Annotated in this window: 10 protein-coding genes and 1 tRNA gene; 6 read left to right on the top strand and 5 right to left on the bottom strand. The window is 43.1% G+C overall.

The features are described from left to right. Positions 1-40: 40 nt before the first annotated feature. Together H6731_05180 and H6731_05175 are read right to left on the bottom strand one after the other, a co-directional pair. Positions 41-487 (bottom strand): hypothetical protein, encoded by a 447-nt coding sequence (locus H6731_05180; GenBank protein ID USN51800.1) that lies wholly within the window; start codon positions 485-487, stop codon positions 41-43. A 500-nt stretch (positions 488-987) separates the two neighbouring features. After that, a complete protein-coding gene (locus H6731_05175) occupies positions 988-1,338 on the bottom strand; it encodes an arsenate reductase (glutaredoxin) (protein ID USN51799.1) in 351 nt (116 codons plus the stop codon). A gap of 138 nt (positions 1,339-1,476) precedes the next feature. Here H6731_05175 and H6731_05170 point away from each other — a divergent pair, with 138 nt between their 5' ends. Further along, positions 1,477-1,893: a hypothetical protein gene (locus tag H6731_05170; protein ID USN51798.1), complete on the top strand. Its 417-nt coding sequence runs from the start codon at positions 1,477-1,479 to the stop codon at positions 1,891-1,893. Here the strand turns inward: H6731_05170 and H6731_05165 are convergent. Then, a complete protein-coding gene (locus H6731_05165) occupies positions 1,856-2,917 on the bottom strand; it encodes a leucine-rich repeat domain-containing protein (GenBank protein ID USN51797.1) in 1,062 nt (353 codons plus the stop codon). The two genes, H6731_05170 and H6731_05165, sit on opposite strands and share 38 nt — an antisense overlap. Before the next feature lie 164 nt (positions 2,918-3,081). Further along, the gene (locus H6731_05160) at positions 3,082-3,390 is read right to left on the bottom strand and encodes a hypothetical protein (GenBank protein USN51796.1); all 309 of its coding nucleotides are present in this window, start codon (positions 3,388-3,390) and stop codon (positions 3,082-3,084) included. A gap of 632 nt (positions 3,391-4,022) precedes the next feature. Between H6731_05160 and H6731_05155 the strand changes: the two genes are divergently transcribed. Next, complete coding sequence (locus H6731_05155; protein ID USN51795.1) at positions 4,023-4,355, top strand: ASCH domain-containing protein; 333 nt, start codon at positions 4,023-4,025, stop codon at positions 4,353-4,355. 111 nt (positions 4,356-4,466) lie between these two features. On the opposite strand, the gene H6731_05150 is transcribed toward H6731_05155, so the two are convergent. Next, positions 4,467-4,543 (bottom strand) — tRNA-Asp (locus tag H6731_05150). A 406-nt stretch (positions 4,544-4,949) separates the two neighbouring features. On the opposite strand from H6731_05150, the gene H6731_05145 reads away from it, so the two are divergent. The 4 genes from H6731_05145 (at position 4,950) to H6731_05130 (ending at position 24,183) form a co-directional block, all read left to right on the top strand. Continuing rightward, complete coding sequence (locus tag H6731_05145) at positions 4,950-7,250, top strand: UvrD-helicase domain-containing protein (GenBank protein USN51794.1); 2,301 nt, start codon at positions 4,950-4,952, stop codon at positions 7,248-7,250. A gap of 116 nt (positions 7,251-7,366) precedes the next feature. After that, positions 7,367-9,625, top strand: coding sequence for a S8 family serine peptidase (locus H6731_05140; GenBank protein USN51793.1), 2,259 nt, complete (start codon positions 7,367-7,369; stop codon positions 9,623-9,625). 184 nt (positions 9,626-9,809) lie between these two features. Further along, positions 9,810-15,704, top strand: a complete 5,895-nt coding sequence (locus H6731_05135; GenBank protein USN51792.1) for a thrombospondin type 3 repeat-containing protein — start codon at positions 9,810-9,812, stop codon at positions 15,702-15,704. A 121-nt stretch (positions 15,705-15,825) separates the two neighbouring features. After that, positions 15,826-24,183 carry a thrombospondin type 3 repeat-containing protein gene (locus H6731_05130; protein USN51791.1) on the top strand — a complete coding sequence of 2,786 codons (8,358 nt, stop codon included), beginning with the start codon at positions 15,826-15,828 and terminating at the stop codon, positions 24,181-24,183. Positions 24,184-24,527 lie beyond the last annotated feature (344 nt).

Here is a 24,527-nt window from a genome sequence, read left to right as displayed (position 1 = left end):
CACTGATGTTGCACTTTTGGCGTTAATAAAGCTATTGCGATTAAATACACTGATAGGTTATTCGCCATTGTTCGATATCGTAGGTTCGAGTGGTGGCGTTCTCATGTTCATGTGTTGATGAGCGTGAATGCGCTTTGGCTTTTGATCTAATTTCGTCTCCGCCATAAAAACTGTAACCTTTTTGAGTTTTTGCCGTCGCATTTCCATGGGAGGCTGTGTCAGAATTTTGGCTGCGGTGAAAAGATGTTTCTTCACCAACTTTAACGTAACCTTCTTCGAGAATTTTTACTTTTCCGCTACCGCAATTGAATTCCATGGCAGCCATGGCCTTTGCTCTTACCTCTGGGTCGTAAATAGATTTGAAACCAGGGTTTACTGCAATGATGCCGCCCTTACCAGGCAGAAGCCTAATTGGTTTGATGGAAACGCAACCAACAGTAAAAAGTGTTGCTAAACTTAGAGCAATATAAGCGATATTCTTAGGCATTTTTAGCTCCAAAAACTAGTTTAAAATTAAAGATCGCAGCGGTTTTATCGTGAAAAAAGAAAAAATACCAGGCCCTAGGTTTTTTTATTTAAGTGAAAAATAACTCTTTTAAAATAGGGATGTATTGTGATTTTATGCTTGCTTATGTGTTGTTGTTTTTATGTTTATTTATTTGTTTGTTTTTTGTTTTCTTTAGTTCTTTTAAAATATTCACAGCAAAGTCAGTTGCTTAAATTTTGTACGATTGGACCTGCTGCTTATTGATAAAAAAGTTGTCATCGCTCTGCCACCAGCACTGAAAAATTTTATGCAGCCAAGAAGTTTAAAAATTTTAAGAATATACAGTGGAAGTTTATAAGCTGATTTTTCTTCGGAGACTTAAAGAGGCGTATCCCAAACTTATCTTAGAGCCTTTAAGTTCAATCTAAATCGATGGCGCAATTGTATCCTATGTTAGAACTTACTTAGTGTAGGGCCATTGCTCCTAACATTATCAACTTCTAAAGCATCGTATTTATGAGTTCTGGCGGCCGAGCGATGATAACTTTTTTATCAATAAGTAGCAAAGGGCGCTCTAATAATTTAGGGCAGTCATGCAAAATTTGAGCAACTGACTTTGCTGTGAATTTTTCAGTAGTGCAAAAATCTTCGAATTCTTTTTCCTTTTTTCTAATGAAAGTATCGGGGGCCAAACTTGAGTTGATAATAATCTGTTCCATCTCTTTTTTATCGATACCTACTTTAAGATATTCGATAATTTGTGGCTCAAGCTTTTTTTCCTGCAAAATCGCCAAAGCTTGTCGACTCTTTGAACAGCGAGGATTATGAAAAATTTTCAAATTTGAAGCCATAATTTCTCCTAAAAAATAGTGCGAGAATGCTTAGATGTATCTTGTTATTCAAAGTTGTTAAGAGCTGATCCTATGAGTTTAAAATGAGAACGATTAAATGAATTATACTTTTATTGATTGATGAAGTCGGGGATAAGAATGTTGCGCAATTTTTTGATGGTGGGCTTTTGTTTGCTTATGTTAGTTCTTGGTGGAGGATGCGCAAGCGCAACCATACTTAAGGCTGAAACTGGTGCTAAAATTTATGTCGATGGAAGATATGTGGGTGAGGAGTCAGCTTTTTATTCAGATAAAAAAGTTATCGGCTCTTTTACGGTAGTGGAAGTAAAAAAACCAGGATTTAAAGACAAAGTAGCCATTATAAATCGTTCAGGAGAAATCAATACACCGGCATTGGTTGGTGGTATTCTTTTGGCACCAACAGTGGTGGGGCTGTTGTTTTTTTTGTGGGTGATGGACTACAGGCCTTACTATGTATTTGATCTGGAACCAGAATCAAAGCTGGCTCGCAATAGTTTTATTGGAAATCACCCTGTAAATCATGAAGTGAAATAAAAGTTTCAGAGAATGTTCCATCGCCATTATTCACAAAAGCTTTTATTCGTTTTGAAAAAAGTGCTTCTTTTTGAAATTCAGGGGTACGTGAATCGCCGTAGACAAAATTGTTTGTGCCTATTTGGAAAGAAAGCTGTGGCAGAGGATTGGTTTGGAATTTATTGTCGCGAGCGCAGAGCATTTTTAAATTTTCTAAGGAGCAAAGTTCATTAGGCAATGAATAAAGCTGATTTTCATGAATAAGAAGTGTTTTAAGTTTTTTCAGCTTAATAATCTGAGGGGATAATTTATTTAGTTTGCATTCGCTGATCGCCAAAAATTCTAAATTCGATAATTCCCACACAAACGATGGAACATGATCAAAATAATTTTGACTCAGATGAAGCGTTTTTAAATTTTTGAGTTGGATAATTTCTTGAGGCAGGGCACTCAACTGATTGCCGGAAAGGGCCAACGTTTCAAGAAAATTAAGACAAGCTATTTCTTTGGGGAGCTGATGCAGTTGATTGCTGCAAAGGGAGAGCCACATAATATGATGATTCTCTGCCAATGGCTCAAGCAAGGGAATTAAAAGAGAGAGTAGTTCATGGCGTTGAGTGAAGAGTATGTTATCCGGAAAAATAATTTCAAGAAAGCACTGCTCGCTTCTTTGCCCACAAACGCGCTTTTGTTGAATTTTAACGAATTTCTTGAGCGACTTTGCTGTGGGTCGTAGGTCAATCTCATCTATGCACAAGGTAGGGTGATTCATTGAGTATAAAATTCTTACAGCCATAGCAAAATGTGCGTCGATAATATTCATGAAGGCATGTTGATTTTGCTGGTGAGATAATAAGCAGAACTCTTCGATCCATTCTTTGGCCTCACTCACAATCATTTGTGCGCCCACTAGATTTAGAGATGATTTTGTCTGAGGTGTATCAATTATTTCTTCAATTGTTGTTGATTCATCATCTGTGAAATCAAGAGCAAAATTGTAAGTTGAAAATATGCAAAATAGGACTAAAAGATTATATTTACGCATTAAGAGCTTCCCTGAAATTTTGAGCTTTAAATTGCTGTGAAGTTTTATACGTAATTAAATTTTTGAAACAAGTAGTTTTGTTGTGCTCAAGATGATAAATGAAGCACCAAGGCGAGTACGTTTAGGTAGCCAATTACCTTGATGTAAAGAGATGTCTGAGCAGATTAACGGCGGTGTATCAGATTATTTATCTTGATCCTTTCTGTAGTATCGGCACGTAGGATCTTTTTTTCACTTTTGATATTTCTACTGAAATGAAGTCCGCACGCATTGCAGAGAGATTTTTTGCCATCTGGCCCCCTTCGCCACTGTGGAGTGAAACCATTGCCACAATGGAGAAATAGTTTAGGCTGATTTGGATCAGTATAGGACTGTCGTGAATAATGCTCTAATCTTTCTTCATAAAAAGCAGATAAAGAATGAGCTAGAAAAAAAGCACAGCTAAAAACAAAAAATAATTTATAAAGTTTCATGAAAAATCCTCTTAAAATTTATTAAGAAAGAGTTTTTCATATTTATGAAAAAATACAATATGAATAAAAATTAAAAAAAGTATATTAAAATACCAAGTGCTATTTAAACAGTTATCGCTTAATTTTTTTGGCTAAGATTTTATGCATGAGTTTTAAATTTTGATGAGCTCCAGCCACTTTACCTAATTCAAGTGTTGTTTTGTGAGGAGAAGCCCTTAATAAAACGCTAAACTTTGCTCATGAAGTAATAGAGCATTTAGAAAGCAAAGAGCACAAATTGATCTTTCGCTTGTTTTTATTTCAAACCCAGCTTCGTTTAATTTTTAATAAGGGCAATCCTTTTGATTTAGATCGGTAAAACACACCAGCAATAACAAGGTGGGAAATATTTATTTCCAAAAAACATTTAGATAGCAAAAAATTTTGGTGAAGGAGATTAAAAAAGCAGGAAAGATATAAACTGGGATAAATAGCTTTATTGATGTGCAGTTGTGGGGACTTGTTTCCATATTTGGCAGTGATAGGGCCCTGCAAAAAAGTAGAGCAGCACTTCAATTGTGGAAATTAATTGTATAAGGGGAAAACTCCATTAAATGCTTATGCTAAAAAAATTTCACTTGGGTGACTGATTTATGATCCACAAAATACATTGCCAAGAACCATGGTTTTCACTGATACGTGAAGGTAAAAAGCCGGTTGAAGGGCGTAAAGCGAGCTCTGCTTATTTAAAAATAAAACCTGGTGATAACATTGAGTTTTTTTGCGGCGGTGAAATGTTTCAGGCTCAGGTTGTTGGGGTTAATCGCTATGAATCTCTTGAAAAATACTTAGAAACTGAGACCCTGGAGCGCGCCTTGCCAGGCGTTTCTACAATCGATGAAGGAGTAAGAATCTATTTGCAATGGAGCACGAAAGAGCAAATATTAAAGCACGGATTTCTAGGAATTCAGGTGAGGGTAAAATGAAAATTGAATCCTTTATGGATTTGTAATGCCGGAAAAAGTTCAAAGGTTATCAAAACTAAAAAACGCAGCTAATGTGCCTGTAGTTAATAAAAAAAATTTGTGGGAAAAATTTGGCGGGGTGGACGGGACTCGAACCCGCGGCCTCCGGCGTGACAGGCCGGCGTTATAACCAACTTAACTACCACCCCAGGCAGATAAACAGTTACAGCGATAGTTAGTAAACGATTTTTACAAAGGGCGCAAGTGCAAAAATAAGGAATTTTTTAAAATTTTTGATTTTTTATAGTGATACGTTCAAAGACCAAGAAAAATATCTTTCCTGATGGTGCATAATACACAGTGCCTAGCATAAATTTATGAACCGCTTCGCTTGCTCTTTTGGCCTAGATTTCTTCTATCACTCGCTCAAATAGATCAACTATTCTCGATCGCGCTGAAAAAAAATCTAGAGCAAAATCTCTGCGCGAATCAATTTGGAAATTTGCTAAGCGCCGTAAAGAGCGAAATGGAGCCTCGCTAGATGAGTGCATTGGCCAATGTGCCAACATATGTTAGGTAGTGATCCTCTAAATAATAGATATGGTGATAAAGCACATGGCTTATACTTCGGCTCTAAGCATTGAACAGCAACAAGCGGCGCTCATGATAGATGCGCCTATTTGTATTTTGGCAGGTGCTGGGAGCGGAAAGACCAGAGTTATCACCCATCGTATTGCTCATTTGGTAAAGGATGTGGGTGTCGATCCACGCTCAATTATGGGCCTTACTTTTACCAATAAAGCTGCACGGGAAATGCGCGAGCGGGTGGAACGTTTGTTGCCTTATCAGGGAAACGAAATTCTTTTGGGAACTTTTCACGGTATAGCTGCGCGTTTTCTTCGCTATTATGGAGATTTTGTTGGGGTACAGAATGACTTTCTGATTTATGACGAAGACGATGTAACTCGCTTGATCAAGAAAATTCTTAAAGAACGCTATGAGCTCACAAAAGATGAAGTAAATGCCGAAGTGAAAAAAGTTATGCGTTTTCGCGACTCAGATCAAATAGAACGAGAAAAAACTGCGACAAGCGAAAGGGCAGAACAAATTTTGCAGCTGTATCGTGAGCGCCTAAAAAAAATTGGTGCATTGGATTTTTCTTCGCTCTTATACAAATTTTATGAACTCATTAGTCACGAAGAAGGATTAAAAAAAGTAAGCAGCAGAGTGCGCCATCTGCTGGTAGATGAGTATCAAGATACTAATGCTCTGCAGTCAAATATTGTGCACACTCTGGCAAAGCACTGTGACAGTGTTGCCATTGTTGGTGATGATGATCAATCCATCTATGGCTGGCGTGGTGCATCTGCTCATTTTATGCAGAAATTTTTGACAGATTTTCCTAATGCGAAACTCTACAGACTTGAAGATAATTATCGATCGACCAAACCAATCCTCGATGCAGCAAATGCTTTGATTGCTCATAACAAAGAGCGCTTAGGGAAAACTTTGCGCTCCATCAGCGGCGATGGACCACTCTTGCGATTAAGTAAGCATTATCGCGATAATCAAGAGGCGACATCGGTAATCGAGCAATCGATGCAACTTTTTGAACGCTATGGATCAAAGTTTGAGATCGCTGTGCTGATGCGTACTAATGCTCAATCTCGAGCTTTGGAAGAGGCTCTGCACAAAGCACGTTTGCCTTACCGAATGATCGGGGGTATGCGCTTTTATGATAGAAAAGAGATTAAAGATATTTTGGCTGCCCTGCGATCGGTTATTTACAATAATAGTGATGTGGATCTCTTGCGTGTCTTAGATTCCTTGCCCTTAGGTATTGGAAAAAAGACTCAAGATGCGCTGTCATATTATGCGGGTAACCATGGTCTGAGTTTTTTCGATGTGATGCTTGATGAAAGACAGTGTGAGCAGGCCCTAGGTTCATCTCGCGCGAGGAAAAAAATCTCTGAGTTTGTAAATTCTCTTCAAGAAATGCGCAGGGAGATGGTGCAAACATTGCCAGATGGTGAAGTAAAAATTTTAAGGGCTGATGAAGCGCTGATCTATGTTATCGATCGTTTTGGTATTGCCGCTAAACTCGAACAAAAAAACGATGATGAATCTGAATCTCGCCTAGAAAATATCGAGCAACTTGTGCAGGCTGCGGTTTCTTTTGTTGAAGAAGCTGAGAGTTTGGGTATGCCTTCAGATGCACAGGCATTTTTGGAGAATGTAGCGCTTATTTCTAAAGATGAATCTGTGGCAGAAAATCAAAGTGCAAATATTGGAACCATTACGCTGATGACTTTACATGCTGCCAAAGGCCTCGAGTTTGACGGAGTCTTTTTGGTCGGTCTCGAAGAAGGAGTTCTTCCTCATAGTCGATCTCTTTATGGAACCGACGAGGCTGCACGAAATTTGGCTTTGGAAGAGGAGCGCAGGCTTTTGTATGTGGGCATGACCCGAGCTAAAAAACGTTTGTTTATTAGCTATTGTCAAGAGCGTTTTCTCCACGGGAAAACCAGCATTTCCGCTCCATCAAGATTTTTAAAAGAGATTCCAAAAAGTTGTTTTGAAGGCAGTGACCATTATTTGCTTGAGCGTTTGAAGGGTGAAAATTTCGAGCGAGCAATAGTTTCTGAAAAATCCTGGACATCAAACTCTAAAGAATTTTTTTCCAAGCCTCGCAAAGAAATTGATAAGGGCGATAGTTCTTATCAGATCGAGTATGAAGATGAGTACTTTCAATCCTCACTTTCGCTAAAGGCTGGAGCCCGTGTAAATCATGCTACCTATGGCCATGGAAAAATTTTAGCAATTAATGGTGTAGGAAAAATGATGAGAGGTCATGTCAAATTCGATAATGATGGTTTAGTAAGGACTATAATGGTGAGTCATTTGCGCGCTTTGTAGTAGAACTAATTAAGTACCCATAAATTCAATCAAAAATAAAAATATATTTAGTGTTGCATTAATTTTTAGCAGGCAAGCTATCGTGTATGGCGCATTCCTTTTTTTTAGGGATTATCATGAAAAACTTGCTTGTCCTGTGTATGTTTTTGTTCACCTCTCAACATGCTTTGGCGGATGATGCTAGCGTTCAGTATAGCCCCTTAGTAAATGAAATGTCTAAGCTTTCTTATCCGAAGGCCGATACCCTGCTCAAGCAATTGATAGCACAATATCATCTCAATCAAGTTGCCCATGAAGCAAACCCTTCCATAGCAACTGCCATGCCAGAGATGAAGTTTGTCAAAATGCAGGATGGAAAAGTTTTGGTAGATATATCTATCATTGGAAACAGCAAAGAAGTTTTTGAGTCACTCGTATCTTTAGGTCTTGAACGCGCATCTCATTACAAAAATATGGTTTCCGGATATATAGCCATGGATAAGGTTGAGGCCTTGATGAACCATCCAGGCGTTAAATTTGTCCATGTATCACTGATGAAGCTCAGCGCAGGAGATGTGGATACCCAAGGTGATGCTGTCATGAATACTGATGCTGCACGTAGCACTTTCCAAGTGAATGGAGCTTTGGTTCGCGTGGGCACTCTTTCCGATTCTTATAATAGTTTGGGAACAGCTCAAGCTGATGTTTTGAGTGGAGACCTTCCATCAGATCCAGAAATACTAAAGGATTTAGCGCTTGGTTTAGGAACAGATGAAGGCAGAGCGATGATGCAGATAATTCATGATGTTGCACCCGGAGCTAGCCTTTTATTTCGTTCTGGCGGGGAAGGACAGGCTGATTTGGCGCAAGGAATCATAGATCTGGCCAATGCTAATGCTCAAGTAATTGTAGATGACATCAGCTATTTTGATTTGCCTTTTTTTCAAGACGGAATTACCGCTCAAGCTGCAACTCAAGTTGTTAAGCAAGGTATTCACTATTTTAGCGCTGCTGGAAATTTGAACGAGCATAGCTATCAAGCCCCATTCGTCGATTCGATGATAAGCGCTCCAGTTGTAGGCGGAACTATGCATAATTTTGGTGGAGGCGATACTTATCAGTCTTTTACCATTGATAATACACCAGGTGATAATGTCATAACGATTGTTTTCCAGTGGAACCAGCCTTTCAAGACGGTATGTGGTGAGGCATGTCCTGGTCCTACCAGCAATCTCGATATTTATTTAAGAGATCAGGCTACCACCACAATTATTGCGGCATCTCAGATCGACAATGTAACTGCTGGGGTTCCTATTGAAGCAGTACAATATGTAAATAATGGTATAGCTCCTCAGGTGATTGAGCTTTTTATTGTACATCGCTCAGGTCCGATACCGAGCCTGATGAAGTACATAGTCCCTATAGGTCCTGGGCCAGATGAATATGCAACCTATAGCTCAACCTCATTTGGTCACGCTAATGCAGAACGAGTTATAGCTGTTGCTTCAACTGCTTTTTTTAACACCCCTGCTTTTGGAGTTGATCCAGCGGTAGTCAACAGTAGCAGTTCTTTGGGGGGAACACCTATATTTTTTAACAGCATCGATAACAGTGCTTATAGCGCACCTATCTTGAGAAGAACTCCTGATGTTACAGGCCCCGATGGTGGAAATAACACTTTTTTTGGCTTCGATTCAGTAAATGATCCAGATCTCTTTCCTAACTTTTTTGGAACATCTGCCGCAGCACCTCATGTTGCTGGGCTTGCAGCTTTGATTATCCAGAATTCAGTTTCACAACTTTCCACTTCCCAAATGGAATTGATTCTTGAAACCACAGCATTAGATATCGCTGATGCAGGCTATGATTATAAATCAGGTTTTGGCTTGGTACAGGCTGACGGACCATTTGGGGCAGTATGCGGCGATATTGATGGTGATAGTTTTTGTATCGATGCTGATGAGTGTCCTAGTGATCCAGACAAAACTGAGGAAGGCTTGTGTGGATGTGGAGTTACTGAAGGTACATGCGATGAAGAGCCTGTAGAGACGATTATAGTTGAAGAAGATAATTTGGTTCCATTCCCTGTGCCAGTTTCACCTGTATTACCTGTGCCGCCTGCTTTTGCGCCTCCAATAACTCCAATATCCACTGTATCAGTAGATCCTACTGCTGAACGCTCTGAAAAAGCACCTAAACTTCTTGATATAAGCTTAAGTTATCCAGATGCAGATGAGTATAGTGAAAATATTGACGCAGAGATTTTTGATGACGGTTATGATGAGTCTGAGGCTTCGTCCTGTTCAAGTGTTAATTCAAAAGATACAACTTTGTGGTTTTTTGTAGTTATAACACTGCTGTGTTATTTTAGGAGAAAAACCACTTTGGTAAGCTAGTCTGGAAAATTAAATACTGTTTAAATGGCGTCATTGTTTGGCGCCATTTGCTTTATTGTGTTTGTTGTTTTGATTTGTATTTTTTATGGTATTAAAAAAGATGACTTGGTGTTGAGATTAATATTACTATAATTCTTGCTTGACTTTTTGTGTGTATTGACACGTTTATTGAGTGGGAAAACGAATGAACTGTAAAATCTCAAAGTATAAGTTTATTTTTATAGTTTTCATTGTGTTATTAGGGAAGGGTAGTAGTGTGTTTGCTCAGGTATGCCCTACAAGTCCTGATACGGATTTAGACGGAGTTGGCGATGCTTGTGACAATTGCTTGACTATACCAAACTTTGATCAAACAGATGTTGATTATGATGGCGTAGGGGATGCATGTGACCCTTGTGTGGATCAAGATCTTGATGGTTTTGCGGATCAGTCATCGGCTAATCAGGTATGTGCTAATGATAATTGTCCTTTTCTAAATAACCCAGCACAGACCAATGCAGATGGAGATGCTTTTGGTGATGCTTGTGATGCTTGTCCCAATGATGCAAGCAACACCTGCGCCACCGATACTGATCAAGATGGTGTGCTCAACGTAGTCGATAACTGTATTGCTAAGCCTAATCTTGCACAGACCGATGCAGATGGCGATGGTATGGGTGATGCTTGCGATCCTTGCCCGAATGATGCCACTAACACTTGCGCTACTGATACCGATCAAGACGGTGTGCTCAACGTAGCAGATAACTGTATTGCGGTTCCTAATGCTCTTCAAACCAATATTGACGGTGATATCTTTGGAGATGCTTGTGACCCTTGTCCTAATGATGCCACCAATACTTGTGCGACTGATACCGATCAGGATGGTGTTCTTAATGTGGTTGATAACTGTATAGCCAAAGCCAATGTGGCTCAGACTGATAGTGATTTGGACGGGATGGGCGACGCTTGCGATCCATGTCCTAACGATGCAACCAATACGTGCGCTACCGATACTGATCAAGATGGAATATTGAACGTGGTTGATAACTGTATTGCGGTTCCTAATGCCCTTCAAACCAATATTGACGGCGATATCTTTGGAGATGCTTGTGACCCTTGTCCCAACGACGCGACCAACACCTGTGCTACTGATACCGATCAAGATACAGTACCAAACGTAATTGATAACTGTATTGCTAAGCCCAACCTCGCACAGACCGATGCAGATGGAGATGGTATGGGCGATGCATGCGATCCATGCCCCAATGATGCGACTAATACTTGTGCTACCGATACCGATCAGGATGGTATTTTAAATGTGGCAGATAACTGTATAGCCGTATCTAACGCTTCCCAAACTAATATTGATGGCGATATTTTTGGAGATGCGTGTGATCCATGTCCCAATGATGCGACTAATACTTGTGCCACCGATACCGATCAAGATGGTGTGCTTAATACAGTTGATAATTGTATTGCCAAGGCAAATCTTGCTCAAACTGATACTGATCTTGATGGTATGGGAGATGTCTGCGACCCATGTCCTAATGATGCGACCAATACCTGCGCCACTGATACCGATCAAGATGGCATTCTCAATGTGGCAGATAACTGTATAGCGGTTGCAAATCCTCTACAGACCAACACCGACGGCGATATTTTTGGTGATACCTGCGATCCGTGTCCTAACGATGCGACCAATACCTGTGCTACCGACACCGATCAAGATACAGTACCAAACGTGCTTGATAACTGTATCGCTAAGCCCAACCTTGCACAGACCGATGCCGATGGTGATGGCATGGGAGATGTCTGTGATCCGTGCCCCAATGATGCGAGCAACACCTGTGCCACTGATACCGATCAGGATGGCATTCTCAATGTGGTTGATAACTGTATAGCAGTAGCCAATCCTCTGCAGACTAATGCTGATGGTGATATTTTTGGTGACGCGTGCGATCCATGTCCTAATGACGCAACCAACACCTGTGCTACCGATACCGATCAAGATGGTGTGCTTAACGTAGCAGATAATTGTATCGCCAAGGCTAATCTAGCCCAGACCGATAGTGATTTGGATGGCATGGGAGATGTCTGTGACCCATGTCCTAACGATGCGACCAATACCTGTGCCACTGATACCGATCAAGATGGCATTCTCAATGTGGTTGATAACTGTATAGCAGTAGCCAATCCTTTGCAGACCAACACCGACGGCGATATTTTCGGTGATACCTGCGATCCGTGTCCCAACGATGCGACCAATACCTGTGCTACTGATACCGATCAAGATACAGTACCAAACGTGCTTGATAACTGTATTGCTAAACCAAACCTCGCCCAGACCGATGCCGATGGTGATGGCATGGGTGATGCCTGTGACCCTTGCCCTAATGATATAACCAATACCTGTGCGACCGATACGGATCAAGACGGCATTCTCAATGTAGTAGATAACTGTATTGCAGTGGCTAACCCATCTCAAACTAATGCTGATGGCGATATCTTTGGTGACGCGTGCGATCCATGTCCTAATGACGCAACCAACACCTGTGCTACCGATACCGATCAAGATGGTGTGCTTAACGTAGCAGATAACTGTATCGCCAAGGCTAATCTAGCCCAGACCGATAGTGATTTGGACGGCATGGGAGATGTCTGTGACCCATGTCCTAACGATGCGACCAATACCTGTGCCACTGATACTGATCAAGATGGCATTCTCAATGTGGTTGATAACTGTATAGCAGTAGCCAATCCTTTGCAGACCAACACCGACGGCGATATTTTCGGTGATACCTGCGATCCGTGTCCCAACGATGCGACCAATACCTGTGCTACTGATACCGATCAAGATACAGTACCAAACGTGCTTGATAACTGTATTGCTAAACCAAACCTCGCCCAGACCGATGCCGATGGTGATGGCATGGGTGATGCCTGTGACCCTTGCCCTAATGATATAACCAATACCTGTGCGACCGATACGGATCAAGACGGCATTCTCAATGTAGTAGATAACTGTATTGCAGTGGCTAACCCATCTCAAACTAATGCTGATGGCGATATCTTTGGTGATGCCTGTGATCCATGTCCAAACGATGCGACCAACACTTGTGCGACCGATACTGACCAAGATGGTGTTCTCAACGTTGTAGATAATTGTATAGCAAAACCAAACCTTGCACAAAGCGATACAGATTTAGATGGTATGGGCGATGCCTGTGATCCGTGTCCAAACGATGCGACCAATACCTGTGCGACTGATACTGATCAAGATGGTGTGCTTAACGTGGCAGATAACTGCATAGCGCTTGCAAACGCGCCCCAAACCAATGCTGATGGTGATATCTTTGGAGATGCCTGCGACCCGTGTCCTAATGATGCCACCAACACCTGTGCGACTGATACCGATCAGGATACCATACCAAACGTGATCGATAACTGTATCGCTAAATCAAATCTTGCGCAGACCGATGCCGATGGCGATGGAATGGGAGATGCGTGTGATCCTTGCCCTAACGATATAACCAATACCTGTGCAACCGATACGGATCAGGACGGCATTCTCAATGTAGTTGATAACTGTATTGCTGTGGCTAACCCATCTCAAACTAATGCCGATGGCGATCTTTTTGGTGATGTCTGCGACCCTTGCCCTAACGATGTGACCAATACCTGTGCGACCGATACTGACCAAGATGGTGTTCTCAACGTTGTAGATAATTGTATAGCAAAACCAAACCTTGCACAGACGGACAGCGACTTAGATGGAATGGGAGATGCGTGTGATCCGTGTCCTAATGATGCCACCAACACATGCGCTACTGACACTGATCAGGATGGTATTCTCAATGTGGTTGATAATTGTATCGCCGTAGCGAATGCTCCGCAGACCAATGCCGATGGTGATATCTTTGGTGATGCGTGTGATCCTTGCCCTGATGATGCGACAAATACCTGTGCTACTGATACCGATCAGGATACCATACCAAACGTGATCGATAACTGTATCGCTAAATCAAATCTGGCACAGACCGATCTTGATGCTGATGGTATGGGTGATGCGTGCGATCCTTGCCCTAACGATTCCACTAATACTTGTGCAACCGATACCGATCAGGATGGTATACTCAACGTGGCTGATAACTGCATAGCTGTGATTAATCCTTTACAAGACGATGTTGATAGCGATGGTATAGGAGATGCGTGTGATCCATGTCCCAACGATGTTACCAACACTTGTGCGACCGATACCGATCAAGATGGTGTGCTTAACGTGGCTGATAACTGTATCGCTAAAGCAAACCTGAATCAGGCAGATGCTGATGCGGATGGTATGGGTGATGTTTGTGACCCATGTCCTAATGATGCGACCAATACCTGTGCTACTGATACCGATCAGGATGGAATACCGAACGTCGCTGATAACTGTATTGCCATCGTGAATCCAGCTCAAACAGATGTTGATGGTGATGGTATGGGCGATGCGTGCGATGCTTGCCCTAATGATGCGACGAATACTTGTGCTACTGATACCGATCAAGATGGTATTCTCAATGTGGTCGATAACTGTATCGCTAAGCCAAACCTAAATCAGGCTGATGAAGATAATGATGGTATGGGTGACGTGTGCGATCAATGTCTGAATGATCCATTGAATAGATGCAGTGTTGACGCCGATGAAGATGGCATTTTGAATGCAGATGATAACTGTCCATTTTTGCCTAATCCCTTGCAGCAGGATAGCGACCAAGATGGAGTAGGAGATGGATGTGATGGATACAATGAAGATGCCGATGGTGATGGTATACCCAACGATCAAGATAATTGCCCTTTGATAACAAACGCTGATCAGGCAGATACAGATAATGATGGTCAAGGTGATGTATGTGATCCATGTACTGACACAGATAGCGATGGATTTGCTGATCCAGGATTTCCGACTGGTGATTGTGCCGTGCCCAATGTAAGCGACCAATGTCCTGGTTTTGATGACCATATTGATATCGATGCAGATGGGCTTCCAGATAAGGTTGGTTGTGATCCTTGCGTAGATCCTGACGAAGATGGTGTATGTGATCCAAATGATAATTGTCGATGGACTTACAACCCTGGTCAGGTTGATCAAAATGCGAATTTGATTGGTGATGCCTGTGAAAGTGACTTTGACAACGATGGTGTGATTAATCCATTTGATAACTGTCCGCGTATACCAAATTCAGATCAAACAGACACAGATATGGATGGCATGGGAGACGTATGTGATGCTTGCACGGATACGGATAATGATGGTGCAGGAGATCCATCGGTATTTCCTGTTGGTATGCCTCGTAAATGTGTTGAAGATAATTGTCCAACTATTTTTAATCCATCCCAAGCTGATAGCGATGGTGATGGGCTAGGTAATGTGTGTGATGATTGTCCTCAAGATGCTGGTAATGATTCAGATGAAGATGGCGTGTGTTCACCTGCTGATAATTGTCCCAATGTCTATAACCCTGATCAAGCTGATTTAGATAATGATGGCATAGGAGATCTCTGTGACAATTGTCCTGACGATGCACAAAATGATGTCGACGGAGATGGAATCTGTGGCAATCTAGATAACTGTCCTTTTGATCGTAATCCAAGCCAAGCCGATGAAGATAATAATGGTGTAGGTGATGCTTGCGATGAGGAAAGAGATTTTGTTGTTGTACCTCCACCACCTGTACTTCCACCGCCACCAGGATTTCCTCCAGTAGGACCAGGGCCAGTAGCTGGAGGACCGGCACCAGGCGGCGTAATTGATGCCATCGATAAAGCTCCAAGCGCTGAAATTAAAGTGACTTATGATAGCGATGGTGATGGTATCGAGGACGGTCGAGATAATTGCCCTCGTGTACCTAACCCAAGTCAAGCCGATGACGATCAAAATGGTATAGGTAATGCATGTGACAATTATGATGATTACGTTGATGCCGAAGAGGGTTCGCTTTACTCTGAAACAGAATCAGGTGGAGGTTGCTCACAGATTGATGGCTCAGCTAATGCTTATTTCTTTCTTTTAATACTTTCTATATTTGCTTGTGTTCGAAGGAAAAAAATAATTAAGTAGTAAATAGTATAAAGTGATTTTTTAAGCGGCTCTAATGCCGCTTTTTTTTGTGGATTTATTTTATGTAAAAGTTTGGTTTTGTTGTCGGTTATAGTGTTATATTTTTTTTGTTATGTGTTGAATGGGGAATTGCGTGTTTAATATGGAATCATTTAAAAGATATTTTATATGGTCTGTTTTAATCGTCAGTTGTAATACTTATGGAGCATTATTTAATCCAGTTACTGTTGCTGACTTAGTTACAGCAGTCAACACAGCAAATGCAAATGGAGAAAATGATACAATCGATTTGGGCGGCGGAAATTTTACTTTTAGTACAGCTAATGGCTCACTTCTTGCAGGTAGTGATACTGCGCTGCCGACTATTTCAGAGGCTGGTTTTAGTCTTACTATTCAAAATGGAACTATTGCGCGAAGTGTGGCGGCCGTTGATCCTTTTAGACTTATCGGAGTTACAGCCACCGGTACACTTAATCTTAGTGGTGTAACATTGAGGGATGGAGTTGTTAGTCAGGATGCGCTTGCCATATTAGCATATGAACCCTTTGGGGGAGCTATTTATAATTACGGCTCTATTCCTTCAATCGATAACTGTACATTCGATAACAATTTTGTTCTGGGTAATGATGATGTAGTGCAAGTGCTTAATGCTGGTACAAAGAATGCTGACGGTGGTGCGATTTATAACGCAAGCACAGCTACTATTGGTACCATCAGCAATAGTGTTTTTACTAACAACTCTGTCCTTGGTGGAATTGCAGCCTTTGGCCTAAACGGAATTAACCCTGGTAGAGGAGGGGCCATCAGTTCTCTTGGCACGATTGCGGCTATATCAAATACTCAGTTTACCTCCAATACCGCCACTGGTGGCCCCGGAGTAGCAGTGGTGGCTGCAGGAGGAAGAGGGGGGGATGGTCATGGAGGCGCAATATATACAACTTTTGGGGCATCAATTGGCTCTATTTCAGGTTGTAGTTTTAGCGGAAATACAGCGACCGGCGGTAATGCTGCTGCTTTGTTGTTAGATAGTCGACCTGCTGGAAGCGGAAGGGGAGGAGCAATTTATATTGACGATGCTTCTGTTACCGATATAACCGATACTGATTTCTTAAATAATACAGCATCAGGTGGTGATGCAGCCCTTAATCTCCTGGCTACGCCCGGGCCAGCTTATGGTGGTGCGGTTTACCTTTCGGGGGGCGCAAACATTGGCTCTATACTGCGTGATACTTTTACTGGGAATCAGGCCCAAGGAAAGGCCGCTTTAGTTGCCGCTTTATCTTCTGCGGATGCCGGAGGAGGAGCTCTTTATCTTGATGCCTCGAGCATAGGAAATATTTCATATTCATCTTTGACTAATAACAGTGCCGCTGGTGGAGATAGTTTATTGTTGGCTGCTGGAGATGGTATAGGTAGTGGCGGCGGTATTCATATGCAGGCAAATGGGGCCAATCCATCATTGATAACCATTATTGAAAATTCAACACTAGAATCCAATAGCGCAACAAGCGGGAGCGGAGTTCTTGCCGATGGTTCCGGATTTGGTGGTGGTATTTATATTGATAGTAACAATCCTACTGCATCAACAATATCAACTATCGTCAACTCAACTCTTTCGGGAAATAGTGCCAAGAATTTCGGTGGTGGAATATATCTTGATGATGTGAGCGTTATAGCCGATTTAAGTTCTACAACGATCACGCTTAATTCCGCAGGTGAGACTTTGGGAGGCGGCGGTATTTATATTAATACGCTGGCTAGTATCACTAACTTTGAAAGTACCATTGTTGCAGCTAATACCGATGCTGGTACAGCAGATAGTCAAGACGTTCACAGCTTAGGTACGATAGGAGCTTCTTCATTTAATCTCATTGGGGTCGATACAACTCACACAATTGTAAACGGAGTTAATAATAATCAGGTAGGAACAGCTGGGGCTCCATTAAGTCCAGGGCTTGGTCCAATACAAAATAATGGTGGTATCACTCGAACGCACGACTTGCTTCTTGGCAGTTTGGCCATAAATACAGGATCTGATCCAGGCACTGCTTTTGATCAACGTGGTGCCGGATTTCCTCGAGTTCAAGGGGCTCAAACAGATGTTGGAGCGCTTGAAACACTTGCATGTGCAGCCGATACTGACGGAGATGGTATCTGTGATGTTGATGATAACTGTCCTCTCATAGCGAACCCCGCTCAGACCGATACTGATGGTGATGGAGTGGGGGATGTCTGTGATGTCTGTCCTGCTATAGCAGATCCTCTGCAAACTGATACCGATGGAGATGGCGTTGGCGATGCCTGCGATGTTTGCCCTCTCGTAGCAGATCCTCTGCAACTTGATACCGATGGAGATGGAGTTGGCGATGCCTGCGATATTTGTCCAACAGTGGCGGATCCTTTGCAAACAGATACTGATGGAGATGGAGTTGGCGATGCCTGCGATGTTTGCCCTCTTGTAGCAGATCCTCTGCAACTTGATACCGATGGAGATGGAGTTGGCGATGCCTGCGATATTTGTCCAACAGTGGCGGATCCTTTGCAAACAGATACCGACGGAGATGGCGTTGGTGATGCTTGTGATGTTTGCCCTCTAGTGCCAGATCCCCTGCAAACAGATACCGATGGAGATGGAGTTGGCGATGCCTGCGATAATTGCATAGTTGTGGCTAATCCAGGGCAGATAGATGCTGACGGAGATTATATCGGAGATGTTTGCGATAATTGCCCTGCTGTAGCTAATTACGATCAAACAGATGTAGATTTTGACGGTGTTGGAATTGTCTGTGATCCCTGCGTGGATCAGGATGGGGATGGCGCAGCCGATCAAGTTTCACCTAATCAAATATGCGCTAATGATAATTGCCCCTTGGTGTCTAATCCTGCTCAAACCGACACCGACTTAGACGGAATAGGTGATCTATGTGATCCGTGCTACAACGATGCTACCAATACTTGTGGCGAAGACAGCGATATGGATGGAGTGCCAAATACTTCCGATAACTGTATCGCTAAGCCTAATCTAGCCCAGACTGACAGCGATTTAGATGGCATGGGCGATGCGTGCGATCCCTGTCCTAACGATGCCACCAATATCTGCGCTGATGATACTGACCAAGACGGTATCTTAAACGTAGCCGACAACTGTATAGCAGTGCCTAATGCTCCACAGACCAATGCCGATGGCGATATTTTTGGTGATGCGTGCGATCCGTGCCCAAATGATGCCACCAATACCTGTGCCACAGATGCTGACCAGGATGGAATTTTGAATGTGGCAGATAACTGCATTGCCAAGCCCAACCTCAATCAGACTGATGCAGACGGTGATGGCATGGGTGATGTGTGCGACCCATGTCCTAACGATGCTAGCAATACGTGCGCCACAGATACGGATCAAGATGGTATTTTGAATGTGGCAGATAACTGCATTGCAGTGGCTAATCCATCTCAAACTAATGCCGATGGCGATATTTTTGGTGATGCGTGCGATCCGTGCCCGAATGATGCCACTAACACTTGCGCGACCGATAGCGATGGCGATACGGTGCCAAACGTTATTGATAACTGTATTGCTAAATCAAATCTAGCCCAGACTGACAGCGATTTAGATGGCATGGGTGATGTGTGCGATCCCTGTCCTAACGATGCCACCAATACCTGCGCTGATGATACTGACCAAGACGGTATCTTAAACGTAGCCGACAACTGTATAGCAGTGCCTAATGCTCCACAGACCAATGCCGATGGCGATATTTTTGGTGATGCGTGCGATCCGTGCCCAAATGATGCCACCAACACCTGTGCCACAGATGCTGACCAGGATGGAATTGTGAATAGTGTAGATAACTGCATTGCCAAGCCCAACCTCAATCAGACTGATGCAGACGGTGATGGCATGGGTGATGTATGCGATCCCTGTCCTAACGATGCTAGCAATACCTGCGCCACAGATACGGATCAAGATGGTATTTTGAATGTGGCAGATAACTGCATTGCAGTGGCTAATCCATCTCAAACTAATGCCGATGGCGATATTTTTGGTGATGCGTGCGATCCGTGCCCGAATGATGCCACTAACACTTGCGCGACCGATAGCGATGGCGATACGGTGCCAAACGTTATTGATAACTGTATTGCTAAATCAAATCTAGCCCAGACTGACAGCGATTTAGATGGCATGGGCGATGTGTGCGATCCCTGTCCTGATGATGCCACCAATACCTGCGCTGATGATACTGACCAAGACGGTATCTTAAACGTAGCCGACAACTGTATAGCAGTGCCTAATGCTCCACAGACCAATGCCGATGGCGATATTTTTGGTGATGCGTGCGATCCGTGCCCAAATGATGCCACCAATACCTGTGCCACAGATGCTGACCAGGATGGAATTTTGAATGTGGCAGATAACTGCATTGCCAAGCCCAACCTCAATCAGACTGATGCAGACGGTGATGGCATGGGTGATGTGTGCGACCCATGTCCTAACGATGCTAGCAATACGTGCGCCACAGATACGGATCAAGATGGTATTTTGAATGTGGCAGATAACTGCATTGCAGTGGCTAATCCATCTCAAACTAATGCCGATGGCGATATTTTTGGTGATGCGTGCGATCCGTGCCCGAATGATGCCACCAATACCTGCGCGACCGATAGCGATGGCGATACGGTGCCAAACGTTATTGATAACTGTATTGCTAAATCAAATCTAGCCCAAACTGACAGCGATTTAGATGGCATGGGTGATGTGTGCGATCCCTGTCCTAACGATGCCACCAATACCTGCGCTGATGATACTGACCAAGACGGTATCTTAAACGTAGCCGACAACTGTATAGCAGTGCCTAATGCTCCACAGACCAATGCCGATGGCGATATTTTTGGTGATGCGTGCGATCCGTGCCCAAATGATGCCACCAACACCTGTGCCACAGATGCTGACCAGGATGGTGTGCCCAATAGTGTAGATAACTGCATTGCCAAGCCCAACCTCAATCAGACTGATGCAGACGGTGATGGCATGGGTGATGTATGCGATCCCTGTCCTAACGATGCTAGCAATACCTGCGCCACAGATACGGATCAAGATGGTATTTTGAATGTGGCAGATAACTGCATTGCAGTGGCTAATCCATCTCAAACTAATGCCGATGGCGATATTTTTGGTGATGCGTGCGATCCGTGCCCGAATGATGCCACTAACACTTGCGCGACCGATAGCGATGGCGATACGGTGCCAAACGTTATTGATAACTGTATTGCTAAATCAAATCTAGCCCAGACTGACAGCGATTTAGATGGCATGGGCGATGTGTGCGATCCCTGTCCTGATGATGCCACCAATACCTGCGCTGATGATACTGACCAAGACGGTATCTTAAACGTAGCCGACAACTGTATAGCAGTGCCTAATGCTCCACAGACCAATGCCGATGGCGATATTTTTGGTGATGCGTGCGATCCGTGCCCAAATGATGCCACCAATACCTGTGCCACAGATGCTGACCAGGATGGAATTTTGAATGTGGCAGATAACTGCATTGCCAAGCCCAACCTCAATCAGACTGATGCAGACGGTGATGGCATGGGTGATGTGTGCGACCCATGTCCTAACGATGCTAGCAATACGTGCGCCACAGATACGGATCAAGATGGTATTTTGAATGTGGCAGATAACTGCATTGCAGTGGCTAATCCATCTCAAACTAATGCCGATGGCGATATTTTTGGTGATGCGTGCGATCCGTGCCCGAATGATGCCACTAACACTTGCGCGACCGATAGCGATGGCGATACGGTGCCAAACGTTATTGATAACTGTATTGCTAAATCAAATCTAGCCCAAACTGACAGCGATTTAGATGGCATGGGCGATGCGTGCGATCCCTGTCCTAACGATGCCACCAATACCTGCGCTGATGATACTGACCAAGACGGTATCTTAAACGTAGCCGACAACTGTATAGCAGTGCCTAATGCTCCACAGACCAATGCCGATGGCGATATTTTTGGTGATGCGTGCGATCCGTGCCCAAATGATGCCACCAATACCTGTGCCACAGATGCTGACCAGGATGGAATTTTGAATGTGGCAGATAACTGCATTGCCAAGCCCAACCTCAATCAGACTGATGCAGACGGTGATGGCATGGGTGATGTGTGCGACCCATGTCCTAACGATGCTAGCAATACGTGCGCCACAGATACGGATCAAGATGGTATTTTGAATGTGGCAGATAACTGCATTGCAGTGCCTAATGCTCCACAGACCAATGCCGATGGCGATATTTTTGGTGATGCGTGCGATCCGTGCCCGAATGATGCCACCAATACCTGCGCGACCGATAGCGATGGCGATACGGTGCCAAACGTTATTGATAACTGTATTGCTAAATCAAATCTAGCCCAGACTGACAGCGATTTAGATGGCATGGGTGATGTGTGCGATCCCTGTCCTGATGATGCGACCAACACTTGTGCAAGCGATACAGATCAAGATGGAGTGCTCAATGTAGATGATAATTGTATCGCTATGGCAAATCCTGGACAGGAAGACGCTGATAGTGATGGTATTGGTGACGTATGTGATCCTTGTCCCAACGATAATACCAATACTTGTGCTACTGATACCGATCAAGACGGAGTGCTCAATGTAGTTGATAACTGTATTGCTAAAGCTAATCTCAATCAGGCAGATAGTGATGGTGACGGTATGGGAGATGTATGTGATCCTTGTCCTGATGATGCAAGCAATACTTGTGCAACCGATACAGACCAAGATGGCATTTTGAACGTGGCAGATAACTGCATTGTAAATGTTAATCCTAATCAGTTGGATGTGGATAACGACGGATTGGGAGATGCTTGTGATCCCTGTCCAAATGATGCCACCAACACCTGTGCCACAGATACGGATCAAGATGGTGTTTTGAATGTTGTTGACAATTGTATAGCCAAGCCGAACCTAAATCAGGCTGATGAAGATGGGGATGGCATGGGAGATGTATGTGATCCTTGTCTTAATGATAGTTTGAACTTATGTAGTATCGATGCCGATGAAGATGGTGTCCTTAACATAGATGATAACTGCCCATTTGTTGCTAATCCTTTGCAGTTCGATACAGACAATGATGGGGTAGGCGATGCTTGCGACGGCTATAACGAAGATGCAGACATGGACGGTGTGCCCAATGATCAAGACAACTGTCCCATCACTGACAACGCATCGCAAGTAGACACAGACGGCGATGGTTTAGGAGATGAGTGCGATCCTTGTACTGATACAGATAGTGATGGATTTGCTGATATCGGATTCCCAACAGATAACTGTGCAGAGCCCTCTAGTAATGATCAATGTGCAATGTTTGACGATAATATTGATGTTGATAACGATGGTATTTCAGATGCCTGTGATCCTTGTGTGGATCCTGATGAGGATTTTGTATGCGATCCAATAGATAACTGCCGGTGGGTTGGCAATCCAGATCAATATGATTCAAATGGAAACGGGATAGGTGACGCCTGTGAAGCGGATATTGATCAAGATGGAATCATAAATGACTTTGATAATTGTCCTGAATATCCTAACCCCACTCAGTTAGATACAGACATGGATGGAATAGGTGATGCTTGCGATGCTTGTACCGATAGCGACTATGATAAAACAGGAGATCCTAATATTGCGCCTGTGGGAATGCCGCGGAAGTGTGAAATAGATAATTGCCCTACTATCTATAATCCAGAGCAGAAAGATTCAGATGGTGATCGAATTGGTAATGTTTGCGATAGATGTCCTTTAGATATCACCAATGATGCCGATATGGATGGTATTTGTGCGCCTCAAGATAACTGCCCAGGGGTTTTTAATATTGATCAGAGTAACAACGATGGAGACGCTTTTGGTAATGTCTGCGATCCTTGCCCCAACGATAAAAACAATGATATTGATGGGGACGGTATTTGTGGAGACGTAGATAACTGTCCTGCCTACTATAATCCGGATCAAAGAGATAGGGACAATGATGGTGTAGGCGATGTATGCGATAATGATCGCAAGATCGTTGTAGTTGGTCCTCCGCCTGTGATTCCTCCACCCGGTTTTGGGGGAGCACCCGCGCCCGGTTTTGGGGGCCCTGGAGTTCCACCTCCTGCTAATTTGGATGTTATCAATAAAGCCCCGAGCGCTAATATTGAGCTTGACAGCGATTCTGATGGTGTAGTTGATGCCAAGGATAATTGTTTAACAGTTCCAAATCCGAGCCAGGCTGATTGGGATAACAATGGAATAGGCAACGCTTGTGATGCAGACTTTAATGCTCAAGAGTATGGGGATAATCAAGGGTTGAGTGAACAAGCCAGCAGCTCAGGTTGTTCGCAGTTAGACTCATCATCCCAAAACACGAATTTATTCTTTTTGATGCTGATCTTGATGGGAGTTTTGAGAAAGCTTGTGAGGACTCCTAGAAAAAACTAGCAGTGAAGTAACATGATTATTTAAACGACTCATTTTGAGTCGTTTTTTATTTTGATAGAAGTAGGTTATTTCTAAGATTGTCGATTACTGGTGACTAGTAGCGATAAATCAAAATGTTAGGCAGTCATACACTGTGCAATTTTTGTTGAAAATTTGCGTTTATACTTTTGTGCCAAGCACCCAAAATCCAATTTTTGGGAACTTTGATTGTTTAAGGGAATCCCCAGCTGTCTTTACAAGGAATCTGTTGTAGATAGACTTCACTAAGCTGTACATTTATTAATCAGTATTTATTTAAAATTTATTGGTGGCTGCAGGAAATTTCAAAAAATGATTTGCCTCCA

It is taken from the genome of Myxococcales bacterium, assembly GCA_023898405.1.
Taxonomy (GTDB): Bacteria; Myxococcota; UBA727; order UBA727; family JABDBI01.
The sequence above is the reverse complement of the archived record's forward strand: the minus strand, read 5'-3'. Positions and strand labels throughout refer to the sequence as shown.